Annotated in this window: 20 protein-coding genes and 6 pseudogenes; 13 read left to right on the top strand and 13 right to left on the bottom strand. The window is 69.7% G+C overall.

The features are described from left to right. Positions 1-95: 95 nt before the first annotated feature. From ACFVWW_RS05850 to ACFVWW_RS05870, 5 genes and pseudogenes are all read left to right on the top strand, one after another. Positions 96-584: pseudogene (locus tag ACFVWW_RS05850) on the top strand (Ku protein); the annotation flags it as partial. A gap of 31 nt (positions 585-615) precedes the next feature. After that, the gene (locus tag ACFVWW_RS05855) at positions 616-1,020 is read left to right on the top strand and encodes a hypothetical protein (protein WP_386876809.1); all 405 of its coding nucleotides are present in this window, start codon (positions 616-618) and stop codon (positions 1,018-1,020) included. Between the two features lie 215 nt (positions 1,021-1,235). After that, the gene (locus ACFVWW_RS05860) at positions 1,236-2,474 is read left to right on the top strand and encodes an LAETG motif-containing sortase-dependent surface protein (protein WP_386876147.1); all 1,239 of its coding nucleotides are present in this window, start codon (positions 1,236-1,238) and stop codon (positions 2,472-2,474) included. 235 nt (positions 2,475-2,709) lie between these two features. Beyond that, positions 2,710-2,922 carry a hypothetical protein gene (locus ACFVWW_RS05865; RefSeq protein ID WP_386876149.1) on the top strand — a complete coding sequence of 71 codons (213 nt, stop codon included), beginning with the start codon at positions 2,710-2,712 and terminating at the stop codon, positions 2,920-2,922. Positions 2,923-2,985: 63 nt separating this feature from the next. Continuing rightward, a protein-coding gene (locus tag ACFVWW_RS05870) for an IS3 family transposase (RefSeq protein ID WP_386876765.1) occupies positions 2,986-4,238 on the top strand; the annotation gives its coding sequence in 2 pieces (ribosomal slippage) (positions 2,986-3,238 and positions 3,238-4,238; 1,254 coding nt in all). 326 nt (positions 4,239-4,564) lie between these two features. On the opposite strand, the gene ACFVWW_RS05875 is transcribed toward ACFVWW_RS05870, so the two are convergent. Further along, the gene (locus ACFVWW_RS05875) at positions 4,565-5,788 is read right to left on the bottom strand and encodes an MFS transporter (protein ID WP_384335271.1); all 1,224 of its coding nucleotides are present in this window, start codon (positions 5,786-5,788) and stop codon (positions 4,565-4,567) included. A gap of 352 nt (positions 5,789-6,140) precedes the next feature. Between ACFVWW_RS05875 and ACFVWW_RS05880 the strand changes: the two genes are divergently transcribed. Together ACFVWW_RS05880 and ACFVWW_RS05885 are read left to right on the top strand one after the other, a co-directional pair. Beyond that, complete coding sequence (locus ACFVWW_RS05880; RefSeq protein WP_386876153.1) at positions 6,141-7,955, top strand: hypothetical protein; 1,815 nt, start codon at positions 6,141-6,143, stop codon at positions 7,953-7,955. A 163-nt stretch (positions 7,956-8,118) separates the two neighbouring features. After that, entirely contained in the window at positions 8,119-8,454 is a 336-nt protein-coding gene (locus ACFVWW_RS05885; protein ID WP_384335277.1) for a hypothetical protein, read from the top strand. An 86-nt stretch (positions 8,455-8,540) separates the two neighbouring features. Here ACFVWW_RS05885 and ACFVWW_RS05890 read toward each other — a convergent pair whose 3' ends face one another. The 3 genes from ACFVWW_RS05890 to ACFVWW_RS05900 all read right to left on the bottom strand — a co-directional run bounded on the left by ACFVWW_RS05890 (position 8,541) and on the right by ACFVWW_RS05900 (position 9,460). Then, entirely contained in the window at positions 8,541-9,017 is a 477-nt protein-coding gene (locus tag ACFVWW_RS05890) for a hypothetical protein (RefSeq protein WP_384335280.1), read from the bottom strand. A 79-nt stretch (positions 9,018-9,096) separates the two neighbouring features. Next, positions 9,097-9,366: a hypothetical protein gene (locus ACFVWW_RS05895; protein WP_386876155.1), complete on the bottom strand. Its 270-nt coding sequence runs from the start codon at positions 9,364-9,366 to the stop codon at positions 9,097-9,099. Next, a complete protein-coding gene (locus tag ACFVWW_RS05900) occupies positions 9,335-9,460 on the bottom strand; it encodes a hypothetical protein (RefSeq protein WP_386876157.1) in 126 nt (41 codons plus the stop codon). The genes ACFVWW_RS05895 and ACFVWW_RS05900 overlap by 32 nt, the downstream gene beginning before the upstream one ends. 218 nt (positions 9,461-9,678) lie before the next feature. Here ACFVWW_RS05900 and ACFVWW_RS05905 point away from each other — a divergent pair, with 218 nt between their 5' ends. From ACFVWW_RS05905 to ACFVWW_RS05915, 3 genes are all read left to right on the top strand, one after another. Then, positions 9,679-10,143, top strand: a complete 465-nt coding sequence (locus ACFVWW_RS05905; protein ID WP_386876159.1) for a hypothetical protein — start codon at positions 9,679-9,681, stop codon at positions 10,141-10,143. Between the two features lie 328 nt (positions 10,144-10,471). Continuing rightward, positions 10,472-11,212 (top strand): alpha/beta hydrolase, encoded by a 741-nt coding sequence (locus tag ACFVWW_RS05910; RefSeq protein ID WP_386876161.1) that lies wholly within the window; start codon positions 10,472-10,474, stop codon positions 11,210-11,212. 422 nt (positions 11,213-11,634) lie between these two features. Then, positions 11,635-13,302: an ISL3 family transposase gene (locus tag ACFVWW_RS05915; RefSeq protein WP_386876767.1), complete on the top strand. Its 1,668-nt coding sequence runs from the start codon at positions 11,635-11,637 to the stop codon at positions 13,300-13,302. Here ACFVWW_RS05915 and ACFVWW_RS05920 read toward each other — a convergent pair. The 6 genes and pseudogenes from ACFVWW_RS05920 to ACFVWW_RS05945 form a co-directional block, all read right to left on the bottom strand. Beyond that, positions 13,214-13,741 (bottom strand): DinB family protein, encoded by a 528-nt coding sequence (locus ACFVWW_RS05920; protein ID WP_384181270.1) that lies wholly within the window; start codon positions 13,739-13,741, stop codon positions 13,214-13,216. The two genes, ACFVWW_RS05915 and ACFVWW_RS05920, sit on opposite strands and share 89 nt — an antisense overlap. 641 nt (positions 13,742-14,382) lie before the next feature. After that, positions 14,383-14,586, bottom strand: a pseudogene (locus tag ACFVWW_RS05925) (hypothetical protein); the annotation flags it as partial. Continuing rightward, positions 14,583-15,069 (bottom strand): annotated as a pseudogene (locus ACFVWW_RS05930) (hypothetical protein). The pseudogenes ACFVWW_RS05930 and ACFVWW_RS05925, both read right to left, overlap by 4 nt. 109 nt (positions 15,070-15,178) lie before the next feature. Next, positions 15,179-15,469, bottom strand: a pseudogene (locus ACFVWW_RS05935) (SH3 domain-containing protein); the annotation flags it as partial. 161 nt (positions 15,470-15,630) lie between these two features. After that, entirely contained in the window at positions 15,631-16,491 is an 861-nt protein-coding gene (locus tag ACFVWW_RS05940; RefSeq protein ID WP_386876163.1) for an inositol monophosphatase family protein, read from the bottom strand. Between the two features lie 65 nt (positions 16,492-16,556). Further along, the gene (locus tag ACFVWW_RS05945; RefSeq protein WP_386876165.1) at positions 16,557-18,368 is read right to left on the bottom strand and encodes a gamma-glutamyltransferase family protein; all 1,812 of its coding nucleotides are present in this window, start codon (positions 18,366-18,368) and stop codon (positions 16,557-16,559) included. A 309-nt stretch (positions 18,369-18,677) separates the two neighbouring features. On the opposite strand from ACFVWW_RS05945, the pseudogene ACFVWW_RS05950 reads away from it, so the two are divergent. Further along, positions 18,678-18,805 (top strand): annotated as a pseudogene (locus ACFVWW_RS05950) (IS481 family transposase); the annotation flags it as partial. Between the two features lie 37 nt (positions 18,806-18,842). On the opposite strand, the gene ACFVWW_RS05955 reads toward ACFVWW_RS05950, so the two are convergent. From ACFVWW_RS05955 to ACFVWW_RS05965, 3 genes are all read right to left on the bottom strand, one after another. After that, positions 18,843-19,316, bottom strand: coding sequence for a TrmO family methyltransferase (locus ACFVWW_RS05955; protein WP_386876167.1), 474 nt, complete (start codon positions 19,314-19,316; stop codon positions 18,843-18,845). Positions 19,317-19,355: 39 nt separating this feature from the next. Beyond that, a complete protein-coding gene (locus ACFVWW_RS05960) occupies positions 19,356-19,700 on the bottom strand; it encodes a hypothetical protein (protein ID WP_386876169.1) in 345 nt (114 codons plus the stop codon). Between the two features lie 69 nt (positions 19,701-19,769). Further along, positions 19,770-20,024: a hypothetical protein gene (locus ACFVWW_RS05965; RefSeq protein WP_386876171.1), complete on the bottom strand. Its 255-nt coding sequence runs from the start codon at positions 20,022-20,024 to the stop codon at positions 19,770-19,772. A 26-nt stretch (positions 20,025-20,050) separates the two neighbouring features. On the opposite strand from ACFVWW_RS05965, the gene ACFVWW_RS05970 reads away from it, so the two are divergent. Together ACFVWW_RS05970 and ACFVWW_RS05975 are read left to right on the top strand one after the other, a co-directional pair. Beyond that, positions 20,051-20,398 (top strand): hypothetical protein, encoded by a 348-nt coding sequence (locus ACFVWW_RS05970; RefSeq protein ID WP_386876173.1) that lies wholly within the window; start codon positions 20,051-20,053, stop codon positions 20,396-20,398. A gap of 90 nt (positions 20,399-20,488) precedes the next feature. Next, a pseudogene (locus tag ACFVWW_RS05975) lies at positions 20,489-21,609 on the top strand (IS630 family transposase). Positions 21,610-21,613 lie beyond the last annotated feature (4 nt).

The following is a 21,613-nucleotide window of genomic DNA, read 5'->3' on the forward strand; positions in this document are numbered from 1 at the left end:
GCCGGAAGCCGTACGCCGGAGGCCTGAGCCGGAAGCCTGAGCCGGAGGCCTGACGCCGGACGCTGGCCGCCTCAGGGCTGTCACGGAGGTCTGCCATGCCCCGCCCCATCTGGTCCGGCGCCATCAGCTTCGGGCTGGTCACCATCCCGATCAAGGTGGTGAACGCGACCGAGAACCGCAGCATCAGCTTCCACCAGTACCACGAGGCAGATGGCGGCCGGGTGCGGACCCGGAAGGTCTGCGAGCTGGATGACCAGACGGTGGGGCAGGAGGAGATCGGCCGCGGCTACGAACTGCCCGGCGGCAGCCTGATCGAGATCACCGACGAAGAGCTCGGCGCCATGCCGCTGCCCACGGCCAAGGCGATCGAGATCGTGGCGTTCGTGCCGGCCGACAGCATCGACCCGATCCGCATCGGCGACTCCTACTACCTCACCGCCGACGGCGCTGTGGCCAGCAAGCCGTACGTCCTGCTGCGCAAGGCCCTGGAGCGCAGCTCGAAGGTCGCCGTGGCGAAGTTCGCGCTGCGGGGGAGGGAGCATCTGGGGCTGCTCCGGACCCGGGAGGAGGCGCTCGTGCTGCACAGACCTGGGCCGCGTCGACCCCGCCGTCAGGGTGCCCCCGCTCCTCATCATCGACTCACCCCTCTCCGGCCTCGGATCCCAGGGCCTCGACCACGACACCGCGCTGCGCCTGATCGGCACCCTCATCGACATCGCCGACGACACCTCCCCCGACGGCTACGCCTGCCAGGTCATCGCCGCGACCAACGATCCCCTCCCCCGCCCCTACCCCGGCGTACGGGAGATCCGTATCGACACCGGGAACCGGTTCTTCGACCACGCCCCCGTACGGGGTGCCGGCCCGGCGCACTGGTCCGAGGGGGCAGTTGACTCAGATACCGGTCCCGTGTCCGCCCGGCGAATGAGTGCCGCGGTACGGGCGTCCATGCCCGCTCCGAAGGAGGCTGCACGGCGCCCGCAGGTGATCTTCTCGAGCAACGCGCTGCTGGAGACGTAGTTGTCGGACCGCGCGCGACAGCGCGGCCTGCGAAGCCGCGCCGGGCCCGAAACCCGGGAACAGGGCGGGGATGGCCGCCCACGGGCCGTCCGCGCCGTCCGGGTCCGGCACGACACGTGCAACTGTTCGGGGCCGGTATGTGTCTAAGGGTTGCACGTGCCGTTCTCCTGAAAGACGCCTTCCATTCAGCGATGTCCCGACAGAGGATTCCGTCAATGCCGAACCCCCCGTACCGACGCCGTGTCTCCCGTTCCGCCGTCGCCACCCTCGGTGCCGCCGGGCTTGTCGCGCTGGGCGCCGCTCCCGCCGCCGTGGGCGACGAGGCTCCGCCCTCCCTGGTCCTTGGAGACATCAAGCCGATCACCGGAGTGAAACCGGGGAGCCCGGTCGATCTGCCGGTCACCGTGGTGAACAAGGGCACCACGACCGTCGAGAAGGTGTGGATCAAGTACACCGCCACCCGGGGTCTCGCCTTCCCGGAGGTTCCCTCCAACTGCCAGAAGCAGTACGTCGGTGCGTACGACGAGATGCCCGAGCGGTGGATCGCGATATGCGCGTTCGACCAGGCGGTGAAGCCGGGCGTCGCCTACACGCCCCAGAAGCCGTTCGCCGTCAAGGCGGAGAAGCACGCCTTCGACGACGAGATGTGGGTGACCGTCACGGATTACGAGCCGTCACCGGACGAGAACAGCACTCCGTTTCCGGGCACCGCACCGGAGATCGAACTGGTCGAGTCGCCGACCGGGGGCACGGGGTCCACGGACCGGTTCAGGGTGCCCGTCACGTCGGTCAATACGGCCGACTACGAGGTGACGGGCGCGGCGTTGCGGGGGAAGACCGGCGACACGGTGACGATGAAGGTGACTTTCACCAATACCGGCCCTGGCTGGGTCTGGTCGAAGCCGGGAACTCCGTGGACCTCCGTCCTGGTCACGCTCCCCGCCGGAACGTCGGTCGTCAAGCCCGACTTCTACTGCAAGGCCAAGGGCAAGGTGTACAACTGCGGCCTCACGACCCGCCCGCAGGAACACCTGGAGACGGCGACCTTCACCTTCAAGTTGAAGATCGACAAGAAGGTGGCGGGCGCCAAGGGCTCGGTGGCGCTGAGCAACAGGAAGCTGCCGTTCGACCCCGACAAGGCCAACGACACGGCCCCCATCACGGTGGAGGTCACCGGCGGGGAGCCAGGCGCGACGGGCGGTACGACCGGCGGCCCGGACGGTGGCTCCGGCTCGACCGGCGGGTCAAGCGGCGGTTCCACCGGCTCGACGGGGTCGACGGGGTCGACGGGGTCGGCCGGCGGTGCCGGTTCGGCCACGACCGGCGGCGCCCTCGCGGCGACCGGCTCCTCCTCCGCCACACTCCCGATCGCGGGCGCGGCCGCCGCAGCGGTCGTCGCGGGCGCGGGCACCGTCCTCGTCGTACGCCGTCGCCGGGCGCGGCACGGCAGCTGACGGACTGACGACGCGCGCGGGCCCCGCCCCCTGGGCCCGCGCGGCTCACGGCCGGCGCGGGCGGATCACCGCCGGGCGTCGGGGTCGACGGAGATGACGACCAGGGCGCGGTCCAGGGCCTGCAGCTCGGCCTCGCTGTTGAGGGAGTCCAGTTGCTTCGCGGCGGAGTCGGAGAAGGCGATCCGGGCGCGAAGGCCGCGTCCGTCTCAGTGCGGGCGGCGGACTGCTCGCGCAGATGCTCCAGCCGCATCGTGAGCAGGTGCTGGGTGGTGCGTTCCCGGGCGGTGTCGGCGGCCCCCGTCGCGGCGGCGACGGCGTCCGCGCCGTTCGGGCGTACTGGTTCGGCCCCGGCCTGCTCGACCAGGTCCCCGAAGGCGCCCGCACCGAACGCCTCATGGGACTGCGTGAACTCGCCGTCCGTCCGCCCCGGCAGTCCCAGGGCATCTGAGGCGACCCCGGTGGTGTGGACACTCTGACAATGGATCTTGCAGATCCGAGGAAGGGTGTCCTGGTGGGACGGAAGTCTCCGTATCCGGCGGAGTTCAGGAACGATGCCGTCGCGCTGTACCGCGCGGCGGGTGGCAAGCGCACGTATGCGGCGGTGGCGGCGGATGTTGGGGTGACCGGCGAGACGCTGCGCAGTTGGGTGCGCCAGGCCGATGAGCTGGCGGGCCGCGGCAACCGCGATGAGCCGGTCGCCGAGGGCAGGGATGAAGAACTGGCAAGGCTGCGGGCGGAGAATGGCCGGCTGCGCAAGGCGGAGAAGGAGTGGGAACTCGAGCGGGAGATCCTGCGTCGGGCGGCCCAATATTTCGCGAAGGAGATGAGGGCATGACCCTCCGCTGGGGCTTCATCTCCGACAACCGGGGCGACTTCGGCGTGCAGCGGATATGCCGGGTGCTTCAGGTCTCGCGCTCGGGCTTCTACCGGTGGATCGCCAGCGCGAAGGCCCGGCAGGTGCGGCAGGTGCGGCAGGTGCGGCAGGTGCGGCAGGTGCGGCAGGCCGCCGACGATGCCCTGGCCGCGGAAATCCGCGAGATCCACACCGACCACAAGGGAACGTACGGAGTGCGGCGTGTCCATGCTGAGCTGCGGGGCTTCGGACACACGGTGAACCGCAAGCGCGTCGAGCGGCTCATGCGCAAGCACGGCCTGGAGGGCCTCCATCTGCGGCGCCGTAAACGCACCACGGTCCCGGACCGCCTCGCACCGCCTGCCCCGGACCTCGTCCAACGTGACTTCTCCGCCGGGCGGCTGGACGAGAAGTGGTGCGGTGACATCACGTATGTGCAGGTCGGCGGGTCGTGGCTGTATCTCGCCTGCGTCCTGGACGTCTGCTCACGCCGGGTGCTCGGCTACTCGATGGCCACCCATATGCGGGCCGAGCTGGTCATCGACGCCCTCAAGATGGCAATGGCGGCCCGCGGCGGCAACGTGGACGGCGTGATCTTTCATGCGGACAGGGGCTCGCAGTACACCGCTGCCGCGTTCGCACAGGTCTGCGACGGTTTCGGGATCCGCAGGAGCATGGGCCGGATCGGCTCGAGTTACGACAACGCCCTCGCCGAGTCGTTCTGGCAGGGGCTCAAGAGGGAGACGATGCACCAAAGGCTGTTCTCGACGGTGCGTCACGCGAGGCTGGAAATCTTCCAGTGGCTGACCTACTACAACGCCCGCAGACGCCACAGTGCCCTCAACTACTTCTCACCAGTGGAGTTCGAACAGCAGCATCTGCAAGCAGCTAAACTCTCAATCGCGGCATGAGCCCCTGTGTCCACACTCCGGGGGACGCCTCAATCATCTCGGACCCCATGGCGATAGTCACAAGGTCTCCTCCTCGCTAGACCGGACCCTGCGTCCGGTATGTAGGCAGAGGCAGGAGGCCTTGATCTCGCAAGAAGTTGACTCTGATCCCGACGACGGACGCGCCTACGCCCCGGCCCCGCGTGGCGGCGAGTTCGCATTCCGTAGTTGTGGGCACGCTGGTCGACACCTTGTCCTACAGATGAGAACGGGCGGTGTCATGAAACGGTTCCAGGCTCCGCCGAACCGGCATATGCCGCCTGCAGGCGTGGGCGTAGTGAGGCCGGTCAGTCCTGGGGCTCTGCGGCGCTGGCGGTGCGGCGGGCGAGGAGGACTGCGACGACCGCGGCCGCCGCCATCGGCACCGCCGCAATGAGCAGCACGTCGCGGCCGGAGACGTCCGCCGCCAGGAGTGCACCGATCACGGCCGGGCCGACGATCGAGCCGACTCGGCCGATGGCGGCGGCCCAGGCGACGCCGGTGGTACGGGCCGACGCCGGGTACAGCCCCACCGCCACAGCCGCCTGGCCGAGAACGCCGGGGACGGTTCCGGAGGAGCCGATGGCCAGCAGGACCAGCAGGACCGTGCCCACGGCGCCCGAGAGCGCGGTGACGGTCACGAAGGCGCTGCCGATCAGCGCCCCACCGGCCACCAGGAGGACCGTACGGACCCGGGTCGACAGCGGGATCAGCGCCAGACTTCCGAGCACACCGCCGACACCCAGCGCGACCGTTCCCATCGGTGCCTGCTCTTCGCTGAACCCGAAGCTGGTGTTGAGCAGCGTGGGAATCCAGGTGGAGAGTGCATAGCCGCTCATGAAGACCAGGAAGGCAAAGGACCACAGCAGCGCCGTCGGCACGGCCAGGCCGCCCTGGAAGAGCCTGCCGACCGTGGCGGCCTTCTCGCCGGAACCGGACTGCCCGGCTGCCGCTCCGACGCCGGACGGGACGGGAGCGGTGCGGGGCAGTCCCCAGATGAGCAGCGGCAGCAGCAGCGCCGGCAGGGCCGCGCCCAGCCAGAAGATCGCGGTCCAGCCGTAGGCGGCGATCAGCTTGACTCCGGCGCCGCCCGCCACCATGTTGCCGATGGCGATTCCGATCACGACCATGACGCCGACCGATTCCCGCCGCCCATGCGGCGCGTGGTCCGTCGCGAGCGAGATGGAGGCGGGCAGCACCACGCCGAGGCCGAGGGCCGTGAAGAGGCGCAGCACGGTGAGTACCGCAATCGAGTCGGCCAGCACGGTGAGCGCCGAGCCCACCGCGAAGATCGTGGTGCCGGAGATGATCACCGGCTTGCGGCCGAACCGGTTGACCAGCCTGCCCAGAAGGACGTAGCCGATCACCACACCGACATGGGTGGCGACCAGCGCCGGAGTGAATGCCGAGGACTTCAGCCCCCACTCCTTGGCCATCTTCGGCACCACAAAGGTGAGGGCGTTGGTGTCGAAGCCGTCGGCGAGCACGGTCAGGAAGCCGAGGACGGCGATCCGCCGCCACCGGCTGGGCACGGCGGCTTCAGCAGTCGTGTCGACGGTGGCGGGTATCGAGGCTGTTGGAGCCGCGCTCAGGGGTCTCACCTCGGATGACGAGTTGATTCAGGCAGGACCGAGCCTTTCGCCGCCGGATAACGGTCCGGGCTCCTGCCGCGGAAGGTATGTCCGGGCGCTTGAGGATCGCTAGTGCCGTACCAGCACGGGGTCGCCTACATCGGGATCACCAACGGCCACCAGTTCATCGCCAACGAGGGTGAGGCGAGTTCTTGGATCGCGGCCCGCTCGGGCCCGGGTGCACCGTACGGTCGGTGGACGGATGGCGACCGGGCGGTGACGCCGGGTCAGGCGTGGGAGGGGATCCCCGGGGATGGTCAATGCCCGTACGTACCCGCTGTGGCGGGATCTCGCGATGAGCGAGGACCTTCCCAGGGAAGCCCTCAAGACGGTGATCGAGGCCCTGTGCGCCCCGGCGATGTGTTCGGACGGCTTCGACTCCCGGGCTGACCAGTGGCGGGAGGAAGCCCTCAAGGCCGCGCTTCCGGCGCTGCTGGCGCGGACGTCGGCCAAGCGGCTGCGGGGCCGGCTCCTGGTCCACGGTGACGAGAAGCTGCTGGCCGCCCTGGCAGCCGAAGGCACGGTGAGCGTCGACGACGTGCCCGCCATCCTGCGACACCGGCGCCTGTGGGCCGGGCTGGTCGCCGCTCTGGCCCGGCACCCCGGCCAGGTCGATGCGGCGGTCGCGCTCCTGCCGCGCCTCGCCGACCACGAGGTGGAGCGGGTCGTACGGGACTGGGATCCCGACCAGTACACCCGCACCGAAGGGGCCGCCCCGCCCCCGCCGGTGCCGCAGGCGCTGTTCGACGCCGTCCTCGAGGCGTGCCTGACCCCGCTCGCCGCGTACCTGCTCCTCCCGGAACCCGAAGAGGGCTGGGAGGCCGTGTCCGCGTATCCGAAGGACTGGTCGCTGGAACTGGGAGGCCGCAGCGGCTGGGCGATGCTGGCCCGGTGTCCCGAGCGGTGGGCGGAACTCGCCGCGCACCCCACGCTCAAGGCGGCCGTCCAGCACCTGCTCCTGGACCAGGCCGAGATCCAGGCCGCGGAAGACGCCCGGACCAACGCCGTCGGCTACCTGCCCGGCGAGGAGGACCCCGGCGAAGACCTCCCCGCAGACGAGCCGGCCCCCGCTCTCAGCGAGGATCTGCTGCGGGCGTGCCTGCCCGCGTTGTGCCTGCCCGAGCTGGCCGCACTGCCCAACCCGCGGGTGACGGCCCGCAGGACCCTTCACCACATCGCCCGCCGCGTCGAGACCAACCCGCGCCTGGTCGACCTCGCCGCCGAGCAGCTGCACGCGGCCGCCGGCGCGGCGGTAGTCCGCGGCCAGCTGCTCCACCTGTCCGAGAAGCAGGAGAACGACTACGAGTTCGACGGGCGGGTGCGGCGCCTCGCCGATGACCTGGCCCTCCTGAGCGCCAACCCCGACCACCTCGCGGGCGCCTGCGCCCAGCTCGCCGCCCTGGACCAGCCGGCCGTCGTCTCCCCCGCACCGAGCCGGACCCTGATCCGCGTCGTCGACGACAGCCTCCCCGCCGACTACGGCCGCCCGGCCCGGCTCCTGGAACGCCACGCCGAGCACCGCCGCGCCGAGACCCTGGCCGCTCTCGCCGCCAACCCGCACACCCCGCACGCCGCCGTCACCGACGCCCTGAACACGCTGCACCCCGCCGAACTGGCCTGGATCGCCGAGAAGGTCGAAGGCCCCGCCTGGTTCCTGGAGGCGGCGGCCGCCGTCCCGGCCCCGGAGGACGAGGACGACGGGGTGCTGCGGCTGCTGAGCGACGACGAACTCGCCTACCACCCCGACCCCGCCGCCGTCCTGCAGTCCTGGCTCGACTCCCCCGCCGCCGGCGAAATCCTCTCCCGCTCCGAGATCTACCGGGCCCTGGTCAAGTCCCGGCACCACACCCTGGAGCACCTGCGCCAGATCCCCGCCGATGAGGTCCTCGCCCGCCAGGAACCCGAGATCGCGCTGAAGATCCTGCTGGAGCACTGCGGGCGTAGCACCGGCCGATGGGAGGCTCTCGCCGCCGCCATGACCTTCGAGTACGACGAAACCAAGCCCACCTTCGGCGAGCTCCTCGACTCCCTGGACGGTGCGCCCGCGACAACGCAGACCACCTCCTGACCTAGCCGCCGGTCGAGGTCCAGCCAAGGTGCAGGCCGGAAACCCTCGGACCAGGACAGCCTTACTGGTTCGGCTACCAGCGGCCCTGCCGCTTGGGCAGGATGCGCAGATGACCTTCACTTGCAAGACCCCACCGTGGGAACGGCACGAGGACTGTACGCACATGGCGGTCACGCTCGTCCACACCGGCGGCGGGGACATCGCGGTCTCCGCAACGAGCCTGCGGGGCGACGATGCCACCGAGGCTCTTGCTGATTTCCTGATGATGAACCCGGGCGGCCGAGCGACGGCGTCGATGCCCGGACTCGTGGCCGTGGTCGTCCGGCGCGGCATCGACGTGATGTGGATGGCTCAGCCGCCCATCGAAGTCAGCTCCTCGGACTCGGGCGAATGGACTCTCGCCGTCCACGGCGTGGATGAGGCCGACGTGACCGCCTTCTCCCCGGACCAAGCACAGGAACTGCTCGCCCAGTTACAGGCTCAATACGGTCGCACCTAGAACGGCACCGCCATCCCCCGGTTCGAGCGACGGCTCGTTGTTTCCCGCGGGAAACAACGAGCCCAGGCGCCGTACGGACACGCCGCTCACGCTGTCGTGCGCAGTGCAACAGCCTGCGGCACGGCGATGCCCGCGCGTTCCTGCCGCGCCCTGCGCAGCGCGGCCGCCTCGGTCGCCGCGGCCTGGCGGCGACGCTGGACGCGGGCCTGGTCGAGCGGGGCCGGCGCATCATCGGGCACCGCGGGCGGCTCGGGGAACGCCCTGCGGCTGAGCTCGCGCATCGCCCTGGTCTGCCGCTCCACCGCCTCCGTGATCCCCGGATCCAGCTGCTGCGCGGGGGCGACAGCCTGGTGCGCGGCCAGCGCCTGGCGGAAGCCGGGTGACGCCGTCTCCCGCGTCTTCACCGGCGCCTCGGGGACGCCCGGCGCGGCGGGGGCCTGCGGGACGGGCTGCGCGGTCCGGGGCTCGGGCGCGGCGCCGACGGCCAGGACCCGAACGGTGCGTACGGCGTCGGTGCCGGTCGACTCGTTGGCCGAGGCGACGATGCGGTTGCTGATCAGCATCGCTGCTGTTCTCCTCGTAGGAGGCTATTGATCCCACTCGACATGCACGGTGAACACGTCGCCGACCTCCAGCCCGGCATCAGGCTCCCTGGTCGCGGAGCATCGCACGGACCAGTTCCAGGGCGACCGGGAGGCAGACTTCGGCGCCGTCGTGGGAGCCGGTGAGGTCGGGTGGGAAGAGCCCGGCGAGGCCGTGGCCCGCGACCGGGGGCTCTACGCCGAGGTGAACGTGGCCGGTGACGGACGGGTCGCGGATCTCTAGCCGGTCGATGCCCGAGCTCTCCGCGAAGGCGGCCAGTGCCGCGAGGTACGCCGCTTCAACGGGGCCCGTGGTCGCTGATCGTGTCATCGGCGCCGGTGTAGTGACCGTGCTCGTCGCGGTCGCCGCGGCCGCCGAAGTAGACGGTGCCGCCGTCGCCGATCGCACCCCACTGCATGGGCATGCCGCAGAGCCGGGTGACGGTCCGCTACATAGTGCCGCCCGCGGCCCTGGGGAAGCGGCCCCAACGTCGACGGGCTTGAGGTCCGACCGGTCATCTACTCAGGAGTAGCCGGCGTGGGGGCGCAAGCGGGTCACGGAGCTGAGCCTCGGGCTGACCGTGGCGGGTGCGAAGTCGGGACCGAGACCTACGCTGGGCCTCACGTCCGGTCCTTCGCCCAGATGCTCACCGAGCGCCAGGGGGAACGGCTGCCGCAGTGGCTGGACGCTGTCCACTGCGACGACCTCCCCGGCCTCCACACCCTCGCCGCGGGCGTCGAACGTGACCGCGACGCCGTCATCGCCGGGCTCACCCTGCCCTGGAACTCCGGCGTCGTCGAAGGACACGTCAACCGGATCAAGATGCTCAAGCGCCAGATGTTCGGCCGCGCCGGCTTCGCTCTCCTGCGGAAGAGCTGCACCGACGTATGCGTCATCGCGGTAACCGATCCCCTCACCGGCCGCGTCCTCATCGGCAACGGCGACGGCTACTGGGGCCCCAACGTCTCCTCCGCCGCCGACTTCCTCGACTGGTACGAACGCTGGCTCAACCACATGAGCGCCGGATGCGACAACAGGGCCCTGGAACTCACCTCACCCCAGCTTCGTGCCCATCCCGACAGGCATCGCATGGCCCCGAAGATCTGACTCTCCGTAACAGCTACACGGAATGTGAGCCAGAACCTGAGAAACGACAGCGCCAGTGCACCCCGCCGTCGCAGAGCCGCCACTCGGGAAGTCGCGACGACACCCCAAGTAGCTCTGCGTAGTCTTCGTGTCATCCGGCCACGGAGACTCCGCAAAAACTCGTTAGGCGGACGAGGGCGACCACTGCTATTTTTCCGGAGGCCGTGCGAGAGATCGAGGAGGTGGTACCCGTGAACGCAGTATCGACATGGGTGCTCCCCTCCGGGGTCACGGTCGGGCGATAGGTCGTCCGGGAGCGCCGCTCTGAGCACTCCCGAAAGGCACGACCATGCATTTCACTTCCGAGCAGCGCCTCGACGACGGCGTCCTCGAACGCGAATTCACCCTCGGTGAGATCCCCGGCATCCTGTGGACACCCGGATCCGCATCCGTATCCGCACCGGTGCCGCTGATCCTGCTCGGCCACCCTCCCCTCGGGCTGCGCAAGATGTACCCCCGACTGGTGGCCCGGGCCCTGCACTCCGCGGCGGAGGGCTTCGCCACGGCCACCATCGAGCTCCCCGGAAGCGGCGACCGGCCCCGTTGGCCCGCCGCCGAGCAGGCCCGCTCCGACCTGCGCCGGGCAATGGGGGCCGGCGAGCCGGTCAGCGACGAGATCGTCGACGCCCTCATCCTCCCGTTGGTCGAAAAGGCCGTCCCGGAATGGCAGGCCGCCCTGGCCGCCCTCCTTTCGCTGCCCGAGATCGGCGGACCGGTCGGGTACTCGGGGGGAGTGATCTCGATTGGCATCCGGCTGGCGGTGGTCGAGCCTCGCATCTCGGCCGCCGGTCTGTTCGCCGGGAGTTTCGTGCCTCGCGCCATGTTCGAGGAGGCCCGGCAGGTCACTATTCCGCTGCATGTCCTGCTGCAGTGGGACGACGAAGGGAACGACCGGCAGGCGGCCCTGGACCTTTTCGACGCCTTCGGCTCCAAGGAGAAGTCCCTGCACGCCAATATGGGCGGGCACACCGGCGTCCCGCAGTTCGCGGGGGACGCCGCGGCCCAGTTCTTCACCCGACATCTGAAGTGAGGCCGGGCCGTCAGACCGGCAGCAGACGGTAGCGGATGCCGGCCGGCATGCCGCTCATCGAGGACAGGCCCCGGCCCTCCGCAGCTCGCTACACCGTGGGCCCCTGCTGAACTCTCGGCAGGGGCCCGTGCTGCCTGAAGTCATGAACTGTTCGATTTCTGCAGAGCTTCGAGTGCTGCCCAAACTCGTGCACAGGTGCTGTCGGTTCTCGGGTTCTGGCTCAGGTTGTGTAATCCGTGAACTGTGAGTGACGACTGAACTCCCGACGTTGACGCGGGAAGTTGCTTCAAAACGAGCAGTGACAGCAGTGGCTGGGCCGATAGTTCGGGGCTGTGAATGAGATCTTGCTTCGGCTGGAGGAGTTGTTGTTCCCGTCGATCGCGGACGTCGCGGTGCTGTCGGTCGACGTGAATATCGCGATAGTGCGTGTTGATGTAAGGTGCACCGCCGCGGGCGCCTCGTGTCCGGGTTGCGGAGCGTGGTCCGCCCAGGTTCACGGCTCCTACCTGCGGTTTCCCGCTGATGTTCCGAGTTCGGGACGAAGCGTCGTACTCCAGCTGCGGGTCCGCCGGTTCGCCTGCCGGACCGCCGAGTGCGGACGTCACACCTTCGTCGAGCAGATACCCGGTCTGACCCGAAGGCACAGTCAGCGGACCGAGCGGCTGCGCTCGACCCTGACCGCGATCGGTCTCGCGCTGGCGGGCCGGCCCGGATCCCGCCTGGCCGACATCGTCGGTGCGCCGACCAGCCGCAGCACAGTCCTGCGGCTGGTCGAAGCACTTCCCGAACCAGAAGTACCCGCTCCGCGGGTGGTCGGCGTCGACGAGTACGCCACCCGCAAGGGCCGCCACTACGGCACCGTCCTCGTGGACGTCGAAACCCGCCGACCCGTCGACCTGCTGCCCGACCGGGAGTCGTCGAGCCTGGCCGCGTGGCTGGCCCAACGGCCCGGAATCGAGGTCGTATGCCGGACCGCGCCGTTCTTCGCCGAGGGCGCCAGCCTCGGCGCCCCGCAGGCCGTGCAGGTCGCGGACCGGTGGCACCTCTGGCACAACCTCAGCGAGGCCGCCGAGCGGAGCATCGCCCAGCACCGCCGATGCCTGCGAGTCCTGGTGTCCGAGACACCTGAAACGCCCGAGACGGAGCCCGACCCGGCGGAGGAGTCCTCCGGCTCACCATGGCCGACCGGCCACCGGTTCGCCGACCGAACCCGGACCGTGCATGCCACGGTCCATGCCCTGGTTGAGGCAGGACACAGCCGTCGCGCCATCCAGCGGCAGCTCGGCATGACCAGCCGAACCGTCAAACGGTACGCGGGCGCCGCCAAGCCGGAAGACCTCTTCACCGGGCAGTGGCAGACCCGGACCTCGGTCCTCGACGAGTACAAGACCTACCTGGACGACCGCTGGAACGAGGGCCGCACCAACGCCTGGAAACTATGGGAAGAGATCGTCCCGCTCGGCTACAAAGGCAGCTACCAGCGCGTTCGTGCCTACCTCCGCCAGAAACGCACCTCGCCGCGGCCCGTTACAGCCCGTCCTCCCTCGCCCCGGGCCGTCGCCGGATGGGTTCTCCGCCGCCCTGAAACCCTCTCCGAGACCGAACACCTCCACCTGAAGAACGTCCGGGCCAACTGCCCCGAGATCGACGCACTCACCAGGCATGTCCGGTCCTTCGCGACCATGCTCACCGAGCGCCAGGGGGAGCGCCTGCCGGACTGGCTCGCCGCCGTCAGGCAGGACGACCTCCCCAGCCTCCACACCCTCGCCGCGGGCATCGACCGCGACCGCGAAGCAGTCATCGCCGGCTTCACGCTCCCCTGGAATTCGGGGTGTCGTCGAGGGGCATGTCAACCGGATCAAGATGCTCAAGCGCCATATGTTCGGCCGGGCCGGCTTCCAACTCCTCAGAAAAAGAGTCCTGTTGTCGTAACAGCTGGTGACAGTACCACTACACTACTGGTGAATAGAGCCAGCCGAACAAGCTGTTGCCAACCGCATTTCACGCCCCGGCGACACCGTCGATGCGCTCCCGGATCAGGTCGGCATGGCCGTTGTGACGTGCGTACTCCTCGATCATGTGGACCATGATCCAGCGCAGCGAAACACCTCCGTCACCTACGTGGCTGGCTTCCTGCTCAGACAGCCGACCGGAGTCGTCCAGCGAGGCGGCAGCGATGAGCTCACGCCCTCGAACGATCTCTGTCTGCCAGACCGCCACGGCCTCGTCGAGTCCTCGGCCATCCTCAAGTGCAAAGCCGTCAACGTTGCTCTCCCCGAAGACTGCGTGCACGTCCTGGCCTGCGAACACACGCTGGAACCAGTTGCGTTCCACCTCGGCCATGTGCTGGACGAGGCCCAGCAGTGTCATCGACGACGGCGCAGCCGAGGCCAGCCGTAATTGATCGTCTTTGAGGCCCGAACACTTCAGGGCGAGAGTGGCACGGTGAAAGTCGAGCCACGATTCGAGCATGGCGCGCTCGCCAGCACGTGCGGGTGGGATAGGGCGTCCATCCGGTGTCGAAGTCATGCCAGAACCCTGACACACGCCGCCATGAACTTCGCGGGCCTTCGCTGGCAACGAACACACGCTACCGCCCTCTCCCAACGAGCCACCTGGACTCTGCCGCCCGGAAATTCGAAGGCAAGGCGGATCACTGAGAGTGGTCGCGTCACAGAAGTTGAGCCAGAGCCGGTTCTCGTGAACAAAGCCACGGAGCCCGTTGACTGAGAACCGGGCTCACGGCCGCGAGGTGATCCACAAAAAGGGCCCCAGCCGCCCGATGGACGGCTGGCCGTCCCGCGTTCGGGGCCAGGGCAGTGCCGTCATTTCTCTTCAACATTCACGGACTGGTTGATCACCAACTGCCTCCGGAACCCGCCGACAAACGCTGTTCCTAGAAACGAACGGAGCCAGACTTCGAGATCTGCGAGAACAGGACGCCGGGGGCCGGAAGGCTGATCCGGGAGCGGGCCGCATACTTCCAGCTCTTGGAGCAGGGCTACAGCACCCGGGAAGCGGCCCGGATCGTCGGGATCAACCTCCGCAGGAGCAAGCGGTGGAGCAACGGACGCGCCGCCACGGTCCAGACCCTCCCGCCGCATCTGTGGCGTCCCCTGACCTGGGACCAGGGCTCGGAGATGGCCGCCCACCGGGCATTCACCATCGCCACCGAGATCCCGGTCGTGCACGCGGTCGCGGACACGGACGACCTGCTCCTCGGCCAGAGCGAGGAACGACCGCAGCTCCAGGGCGCGGGTCATCGCCGGAGAGGCATCGGCACTGATCGCCCTCTCGTACAGCTGGGCGACAGGGGCGCCGAAGACGTCCTGCAGTCGGCCGTCCACGGTGCTGGGCTTGAGCCGGATGCTCATCGCTGCGCTGCCCTTCCCGTGCTCGGCGCTGACGGCGGTGCAGCCGCGGGTCGGTACGGAGCGCTGGTCTGCATGGCCGGGCCCGTACGGGCGCCGCGATTGAGACGGGCAAGCCGTTCGGCAGCGAGATCCTTCTTCCCGGGAGCGTCCGGGTCGAGAAGTCACCGCACGACCAGAGCCCGCCGATCCCGTGCATCGACGGCCGCGCTGACGCGATGGGCGAGGTCCATCGTCGGGTGGTCGACCTCACTGGGCTGTGTCTCCAGCGCGGCGAGGAGCGCGTCTTCCGCCCGGTCGACCACCCTCTGAGACTCGGCCAGAAGGCCGTGCCACTTGACGAGGTCGGTGGCACCGGGGCTGGCAGTCGGCGCCGCAGGGACCGTGGCCTTCACCTGATCCATGCCCATTCCGAAGTCCGCTTCGATCCGTGTCGTGAGCACGCCCACGACATCCTCTTATGTCGTCGGATATGTCGTCGGACAAGGAGAACTCCGTCCGGAGGGGCCCAGCGGCCCGGTTGTTCACGGGACGGGATTTGGCGAGCGAGTGATTAACTCAGCTATGCAATAAGCGGGTTGTCGCCGCGTGCCTGTCAGTCGAGGCACATTCGGGCGTGGCGGTAGACGTACGTGCCGGAGACCCAGCCCTTTACGCCGGTCGTCTTGTCCGTGATGTAGAGCCAGTTGCCGCTCTTCTTGGCCACGCTGAACTTGTGGCTCTTGTAGAGCACCCCGACCGCGGTGGACTTCGTGGTGGCCTTGGACCGGATGGTCACGGCCTTCGTGTGGACCTCGTACGGGAGCGGCGGGAGAGCCGAGCAGCTGCTCGCTTTCGCGGACCGGGTCGCGGAGGCGCTGAAAGCGCTGGACGCGGAGGCGGTGGAGGCCGCGGCGGACGTAGTGAAGGGCGTACGGGCGGTGCTGGACGCGGGCGCGGGCGTGTCGGCGAGGTCCGGGCTGCCGGAAGCCGTCCGCCGGAGGTCTGAGCCGGAGGCCTGACGCCGGACGCCTAACGCCTGAGGCCGTACGCCGGACGCCGGACGGATCAGGCTCCGGTGAGCAGTCGCTCCCGTACCCGCCGCGCCGTCGCCGCGTCCCTGGCCGCGGTGAAGGGCAGCGCGTTGTCGCCCGTGATGCGGTACGGCTCACCCGAAAGCGTCGTCTGGACGCCGCCCGCCTCCGTCACCAGCAGGAGCCCCGCCGCGTGGTCCCAGGCCAGCTCCCAGTTGAAGGCCACCGCGTCGAGCGCGCCGCGCGCGACGGCCAGATACTCCAGCCCCGCCGAGCCGCACGCGCGGGCGTCGATGCCCTCGGTGCGCAGGCCGAGGAGGGCCCGCTTCTGTTCGTCCGTGGTGTAGTCCGGGTGTGACATCGCGACCGCGAGCACCGCGCCCGGCGCGGGGGCGCCGGAGCGCAGCGGCGCACCGTTGAGCGTGGCGCCCCGGCCGCGTACCGCGACAGCCATCAGGTCCAGCGCCGCCGCGTACGTCCAGGACGCCAGCACCTCGCCGCCCTGCGCGAGGGCGACGAGGGTGCAGAAGCCCGGCTCGCCGCGGACGAACTGGCGGGTGCCGTCGACCGGGTCGACGATCCAGACCGGCGCGTCGCCGCGCAGGGCGGCGTACACCGCCGGGTCCGCGTGGACCGCCTCCTCGCCGACCACCACGGAGCCCGGAAGCAGCGCGGTGAGTGCGGCGGTGAGGTACTCCTCCGCACGCCGGTCCGCGATCGTCACCAGATCGTGCGGGCCGCTCTTCTCGACGATCTCGTGCGCGGCGAGCTGCCGGAAGCGCGGCATGATCTCGGCGGCGGCCGCCGCGCGGACGGCCTCCTCGACGGCCGACACGCGGGGTTCGTGGGCCGTCCCCCGCAGGGGCACCGTTCCGTACACAGAGTCATCGATCATGCCTCCAGCCAACCACGCCCCGATGGCCCGCCGAATGCCAGGTCGGGTGACGGCTGGGGGGACGGTCAGCGGCCGACGGCGTAACCCTGCATGCCGCGGGGGTTGGCGGCGGCCGACAGGATGCCGGTCTCCGGATCCCTGGCCACCGCGCACAGCCGCCCCTCGGACCAGGCTTCGGCGACGGTCACGTCATGGCCGCGGCCGCGCAGGGCGTCGATGACGTCCTGGTCCATGCCCGCCTCCACGGTCACACTGCCGGGCCGCATCCCGCGCGGGAAGAAGGAGCTGGGGAAGCTGTCGTTGTGCCAGTTGGGCGCGTCGATGGCGCCCTGGAGGTCGAGTCCGCCCCGGACGGGCGTGCGGAGGGCGACCGCCAGGAAGAAGTGGAGCTGCCACTGATCCTGCTGGTCACCGCCCGGCGTACCGAACGCGAGCACCGGTACGCCGTCGCGCAGCGCGAGGGACGGGGTGAGGGTGGTGCGGGGCCGACGGCCGGGGGCGAGGGAGTTCGGCAGGCCGTGGTCCAGCCAGGCCATCTGCAGCCGGGTGCCCAGCGGGAAACCCAGCTCGGGCACGACCGGGTTGGACTGGAGCCAGCCGCCGCTGGGGGTGGCGGCGATCATGTTGCCCCAGCGGTCCACGATGTCGAGGTGGCAGGTGTCCCCCCGGGTGGCGCCGTCCTTGGCCACGGTCGGCTCACCCACGCCCGCGGCCGGGACGCCCAGCGCGTCGAAGCCGGGCTCTCCGGCGGCGACCGCGCTGGCGTGGGCGCTCAGGGCGGGCTCGCGTCCGTCGGGGCTGCCGGGGCGCAGTTCGTACGAGGCCCGCTCGTCGATGAGCGCGCGGCGTGCGGTGTTGTACGGCTCCGAGAGCAGCGTGCCGAGCGGCACGTCGGCGGCGTCGCCGTACCAGGCCTCCCGGTCGGCCATGGCGAGCTTGCAGCCCTCGATGAGCAGATGGACGTACTCCGCGGAGCCGTACCGGGGCAGCTCGGACGCGAGCGAGGGCAGCAGGGCGAGCTGCTGGAGGAAGGCGGGGCCCTGGCTCCAGCCGCCCGCCTTGCAGAGGGTCCAGCCGTTCCAGTCGTACGTCGCGGGCGCCTCGTACGTCGCGGACCAGCCGGCCAGATCGGCCGCGGTGAGCGTGCCGGTGTGGCGTGAGCCGCTGGTGTCCATGGTGGGATGGGCCGCCTGCCGGAGCAGCGCCTCGGCGATGAAGCCCTCGCGCCACACGGCGCGCGCGGCCTCGATCTGGCTCACCCGGTCCTCGCCGGCCGCTTCCGCCTCGGCGATCAGACGGCGCCAGGTGGCGGCGAGCGCGGGGTTACGGAACAGCTCGCCGGGCGCCGGTGCCTTGCCGCCGGGGAGGTAGACATCGGCGGACGAGGTCCACTCGCTCTCGAAGAGCTCACGGACGGTCTCGACGGTCTGGCCGATCCGTTCGACGGGCGCGTGGCCGTCCTCCGCGTACTCGATGGCGTAACGCAGCACCTGGGCGAGGAACTTGGTGCCGTGGTCGCGCAGCAGCAGCATCCAGGCGTCGAAGGCACCGGGCACGGCGGCGGCCAGCGGTCCGGTGCCGGGGACCAGTTCCAGGCCGAGCGAGCGGTAGTGGCCGATGGTCGCGCCCGCGGGGGCCGGGCCCTGCCCGCAGAGCACCCGCACCTCGCCGCCTGCGGGCGCGAGGATGATCGGCACCTCGCCGCCCGGTCCGTTGAGATGCGGTTCCACGACATGCAGGACAAAGCCCGCGGCGACGGCGGCATCGTAGGCATTGCCGCCGTCCTCCAGCACGGCCATCGCGGACTGCGAGGCGAGCCAGTGGGTGGAGGACACCATGCCGAAGGTGCCCTGGAGAGTGGGACGGGTAGTGAACATATGGCCTCTCACCTCGCTGTTTCTGCCCAATCGGCCAGGCCGATCGGTGCTCAGGACCGGTCCTGGGGAGAATCTGGGGAGTTTGGACCAGTCCCCTCCCCCGTCCGCAGCAGACTATCGATTGCCCTGCGCCCCTTCTTCCCCGCCTCTGGCACGAAGTGGTCGAGGGTGATGGTGGTGACGAATGCCCTAGCTGTTCTGTCCATGGAGGTTGGTGACGGATCGCACGGTGCGGTGATCTTGAATGAGTGAGGGCCTTCCGGGTTCGGTGTGGAATGCGACATCTACACGAACGATCAGAAGGCCCTCATGCCCCACCGCAATGACCTCTGACCGAGACCGGACGGCTGCGTCTGGCCCGCTGCGTCGTGGACGACGGGTGGCCGCTGCGACGGGCCGCCGAACGCTTCCAGGTCTCACCCACCACGGCCACCCGCCAGCCGCGTCCCCAGCCTCACAGGTCAATACACCTGGTCAGCCCTTGTCTGCCCAGTAGTCCGCCAGCATCTCGCCGGGCCAGGCGGGCTCATGGATCGCGCCGCGCGGTCCCATCTCGGCGAAGTATGGCGACACGTCGTAGATCTTCGTGCCGACCACCGCGTCCAGGTCCGTCACCCGCAGTCGAAGGCCGTCGACTTCCAGCAGGCGCGGGAAGCTTTGCGCCAGTTGGTTGGGGCGCCGGTGGTTGCGGTGGGCGAACGTCCCGGTGGCCGGCCACTGCGTGTTTCCCCGCGGGCTGCGGGCGTGGTACTCGACATCATCAGGTGATGCCTGGTCGAAGTGCCACACGACCACCAGGTGGGAGAACTCCTCCAGGCCCTGCACGGAGTCGGTAGGGAACTCGGCCTCATCGAGCTGGATCACTGACTCAACGCCGCCCCAGTAGTCATCAGCCACCTCGGTGCGGCCCGCGACAACTTCCCCGACCGGCTTGATCTCCAAGGCCACGGGCCCAACCCTTCGACTCGGTCGTAGCGACGCTGGCGATCAATCTACTTGGGCGAGGTACGTGGCCGCGCGGGCGTCGAGCACGCCCACTGCGGGAATGTCGCGCTTGCGGTAGGGCGACAACAGGTGCCGCATGTCGACGACCCTCTGCCGGGCCCGGCCGGAATAGATCCCGTCCTCCATCGCGTCCAGGACGCTGGTCCATGTCGCGCACGCCTCCTCAACACCGCCCTGGGCGGTCTGCGTCGCACCCATGTACCCGAGGGTGACCGCGTGCGTGCGCCGGAACGCCGCGCCGCGCGTGCGCACGGAGCGCCGGAACTCCTTGACCGCCCGCTGGTGATCACCGAGATCCCGCAGGGCACATGCGGTCTCGTGGGCCAAGGACTCCTCGCCGAAGAAGACGTCCGGTCGGGCTCCCTGATCCCGTCGTGGGCGTTCGACAGGTCGTCCTCAGCCCGCAGCAGGGCTTTCGCCGCCGCATCGTTGTGGCGGTTCGCGGGGAGTGGCGGCCGCGTACCGCTCGCCGTGCACCGAAGCCCGCGCGATCTGGAGGGCTTCGCGTCGAAAACCCATGTCGAGTGCCTGGTGTGCCATGGCTCGCAGGATGTGCCCGCTCAGGGCTGCGTCGCCGGACCGTGCTGCCAGTTTCACCGCGGTGTTGAAGCGCTGGAGAGCGACGGCGTGCTCGCTGTTGTCGAAGGCCATCGCCGCTGTGACGGTCGAATCCGCGCGTGCATTTCGTCACGCAGGCCGGTTTCCCGGCATACGGAGCCATCGGCTCTACGCCGTTTCGTGACCGCCTCGGTGCGCAGCCGCCCGGCATCCCGGTTGTCCTGCTCCTGGGCACGTCGAAGGACATATGCCTTCTCCTGCTCAGGCATGTCCGCAGCGGTGAGCGTGGCTTCGAACTCATCGACGGGTCCAGCCGCCTGGGCGACCTCCTGGAGCCGCTTGTTCAGCCACTCCAGTTCTTGTCGGGTCTCGATGTACGCGCGATGCATTTCCCCGAGATCGGCTTCGACCGTGCTCCGCGCAGCCCCACGCAACACGAGACGCCCGAAGCGGCCGGAGGCAGCTAGTGCTGTGACCTGAAACGATCACCGGGTGGCGCCGACTGGGCTTGCGCCGGTTGGATGTGACGACACGTCTGATTGGCGCGAGGAGGCGCGATGGCAGGGACGGTCAGGGTCCGCGGGCTGACCGGGCAGGAGGGGCAGAAGCTCCAGCGGATTGTGCGGCGGGGCAGCACCAGCACGGTGCGATTCCGGCGGGCGATGATGCTGCTGGCCTCGGCTGGCGGGAACACCGTGCCGGTGATCGCGAATCTCGTCCAAGCGGACGAGGACACCGTCCGGGATGTGATCCACCGCTTCAACGAGATCGGGCTGGCCTGTCTGGACCCTCGGTGGGCGGGAGGCCGTCCCCGCCTGCTCAGCGATGACGACGAGGACTTCGTCATCCAGACGGCCACCACCCGCCCCACCAAGCTCGGCAGGCCCTTCAGCCGCTGGTCGATCCGCAAGCTCGCCGACCATCTGCGGCGCAACGTCGCCCAGCCGATACGCATCAGTCGCGAGGCCCTGCGCTGCCTGCTCTCGCGCCGCGGCGTGACGTTCCAGCGGACCAAGACCTGGAAGGAATCCACCGACCCGGACTTCGACGCCAAGCTGGACCGGATCGAGTACGCGCTGACCGAGTGCCCCGACCGCACCTTCGCCTTCGACGAGTTCGGGCCGCTCGGCATCCGCCCCACCGCCGGGTCCTGCTGGGCAAAGGAGGGCAGGCCGAACCGGCCGCCGGCGACCTTCCACCGCACCCACGGAGTCACCTACTTCCACGGCTGTTACTCGGTCGGCGACGACACCCTCTGGGGTGTCAACCGCCGCCACAAAGGCACTGCCCCGTCCCTGGCCGCGCTGCAATCGATCCGGGCCGCCCGACCGGACGGCGCCCGATCTACGTGATCCTGGACAACCTGTCCGCCCACAAGGGCAGCAAGATCCGCCGGTGGGCCCGGAAGAACAAGGTCGAGCTGTGCTTCACGCCGACCAACGCCTCCTGGGCGAACCCGATCGAGGCGCACTTCGGACCGCTGCGGCAGTTCACCCTTGCCAACTCCCACCACCCCAACCACACCGTGCAGACACGGGAGTTGCACCGCTACCTACGCTGGCGCAACAAGAACGCCCGCCACCCCTCCGTCCTGGCCGCCCAACGGCGCGAACGCGCCCGTGTCCGCAGCGAGAGGGGCATCCGGTGGGGCGGTCGACCACTGGCAGCAGCGGCCTGAGAAT

Source organism: Streptomyces sp. NPDC058198 (assembly GCF_042882605.1).
Lineage (GTDB): Bacteria > Actinomycetota > Actinomycetes > Streptomycetales > Streptomycetaceae > Streptomyces.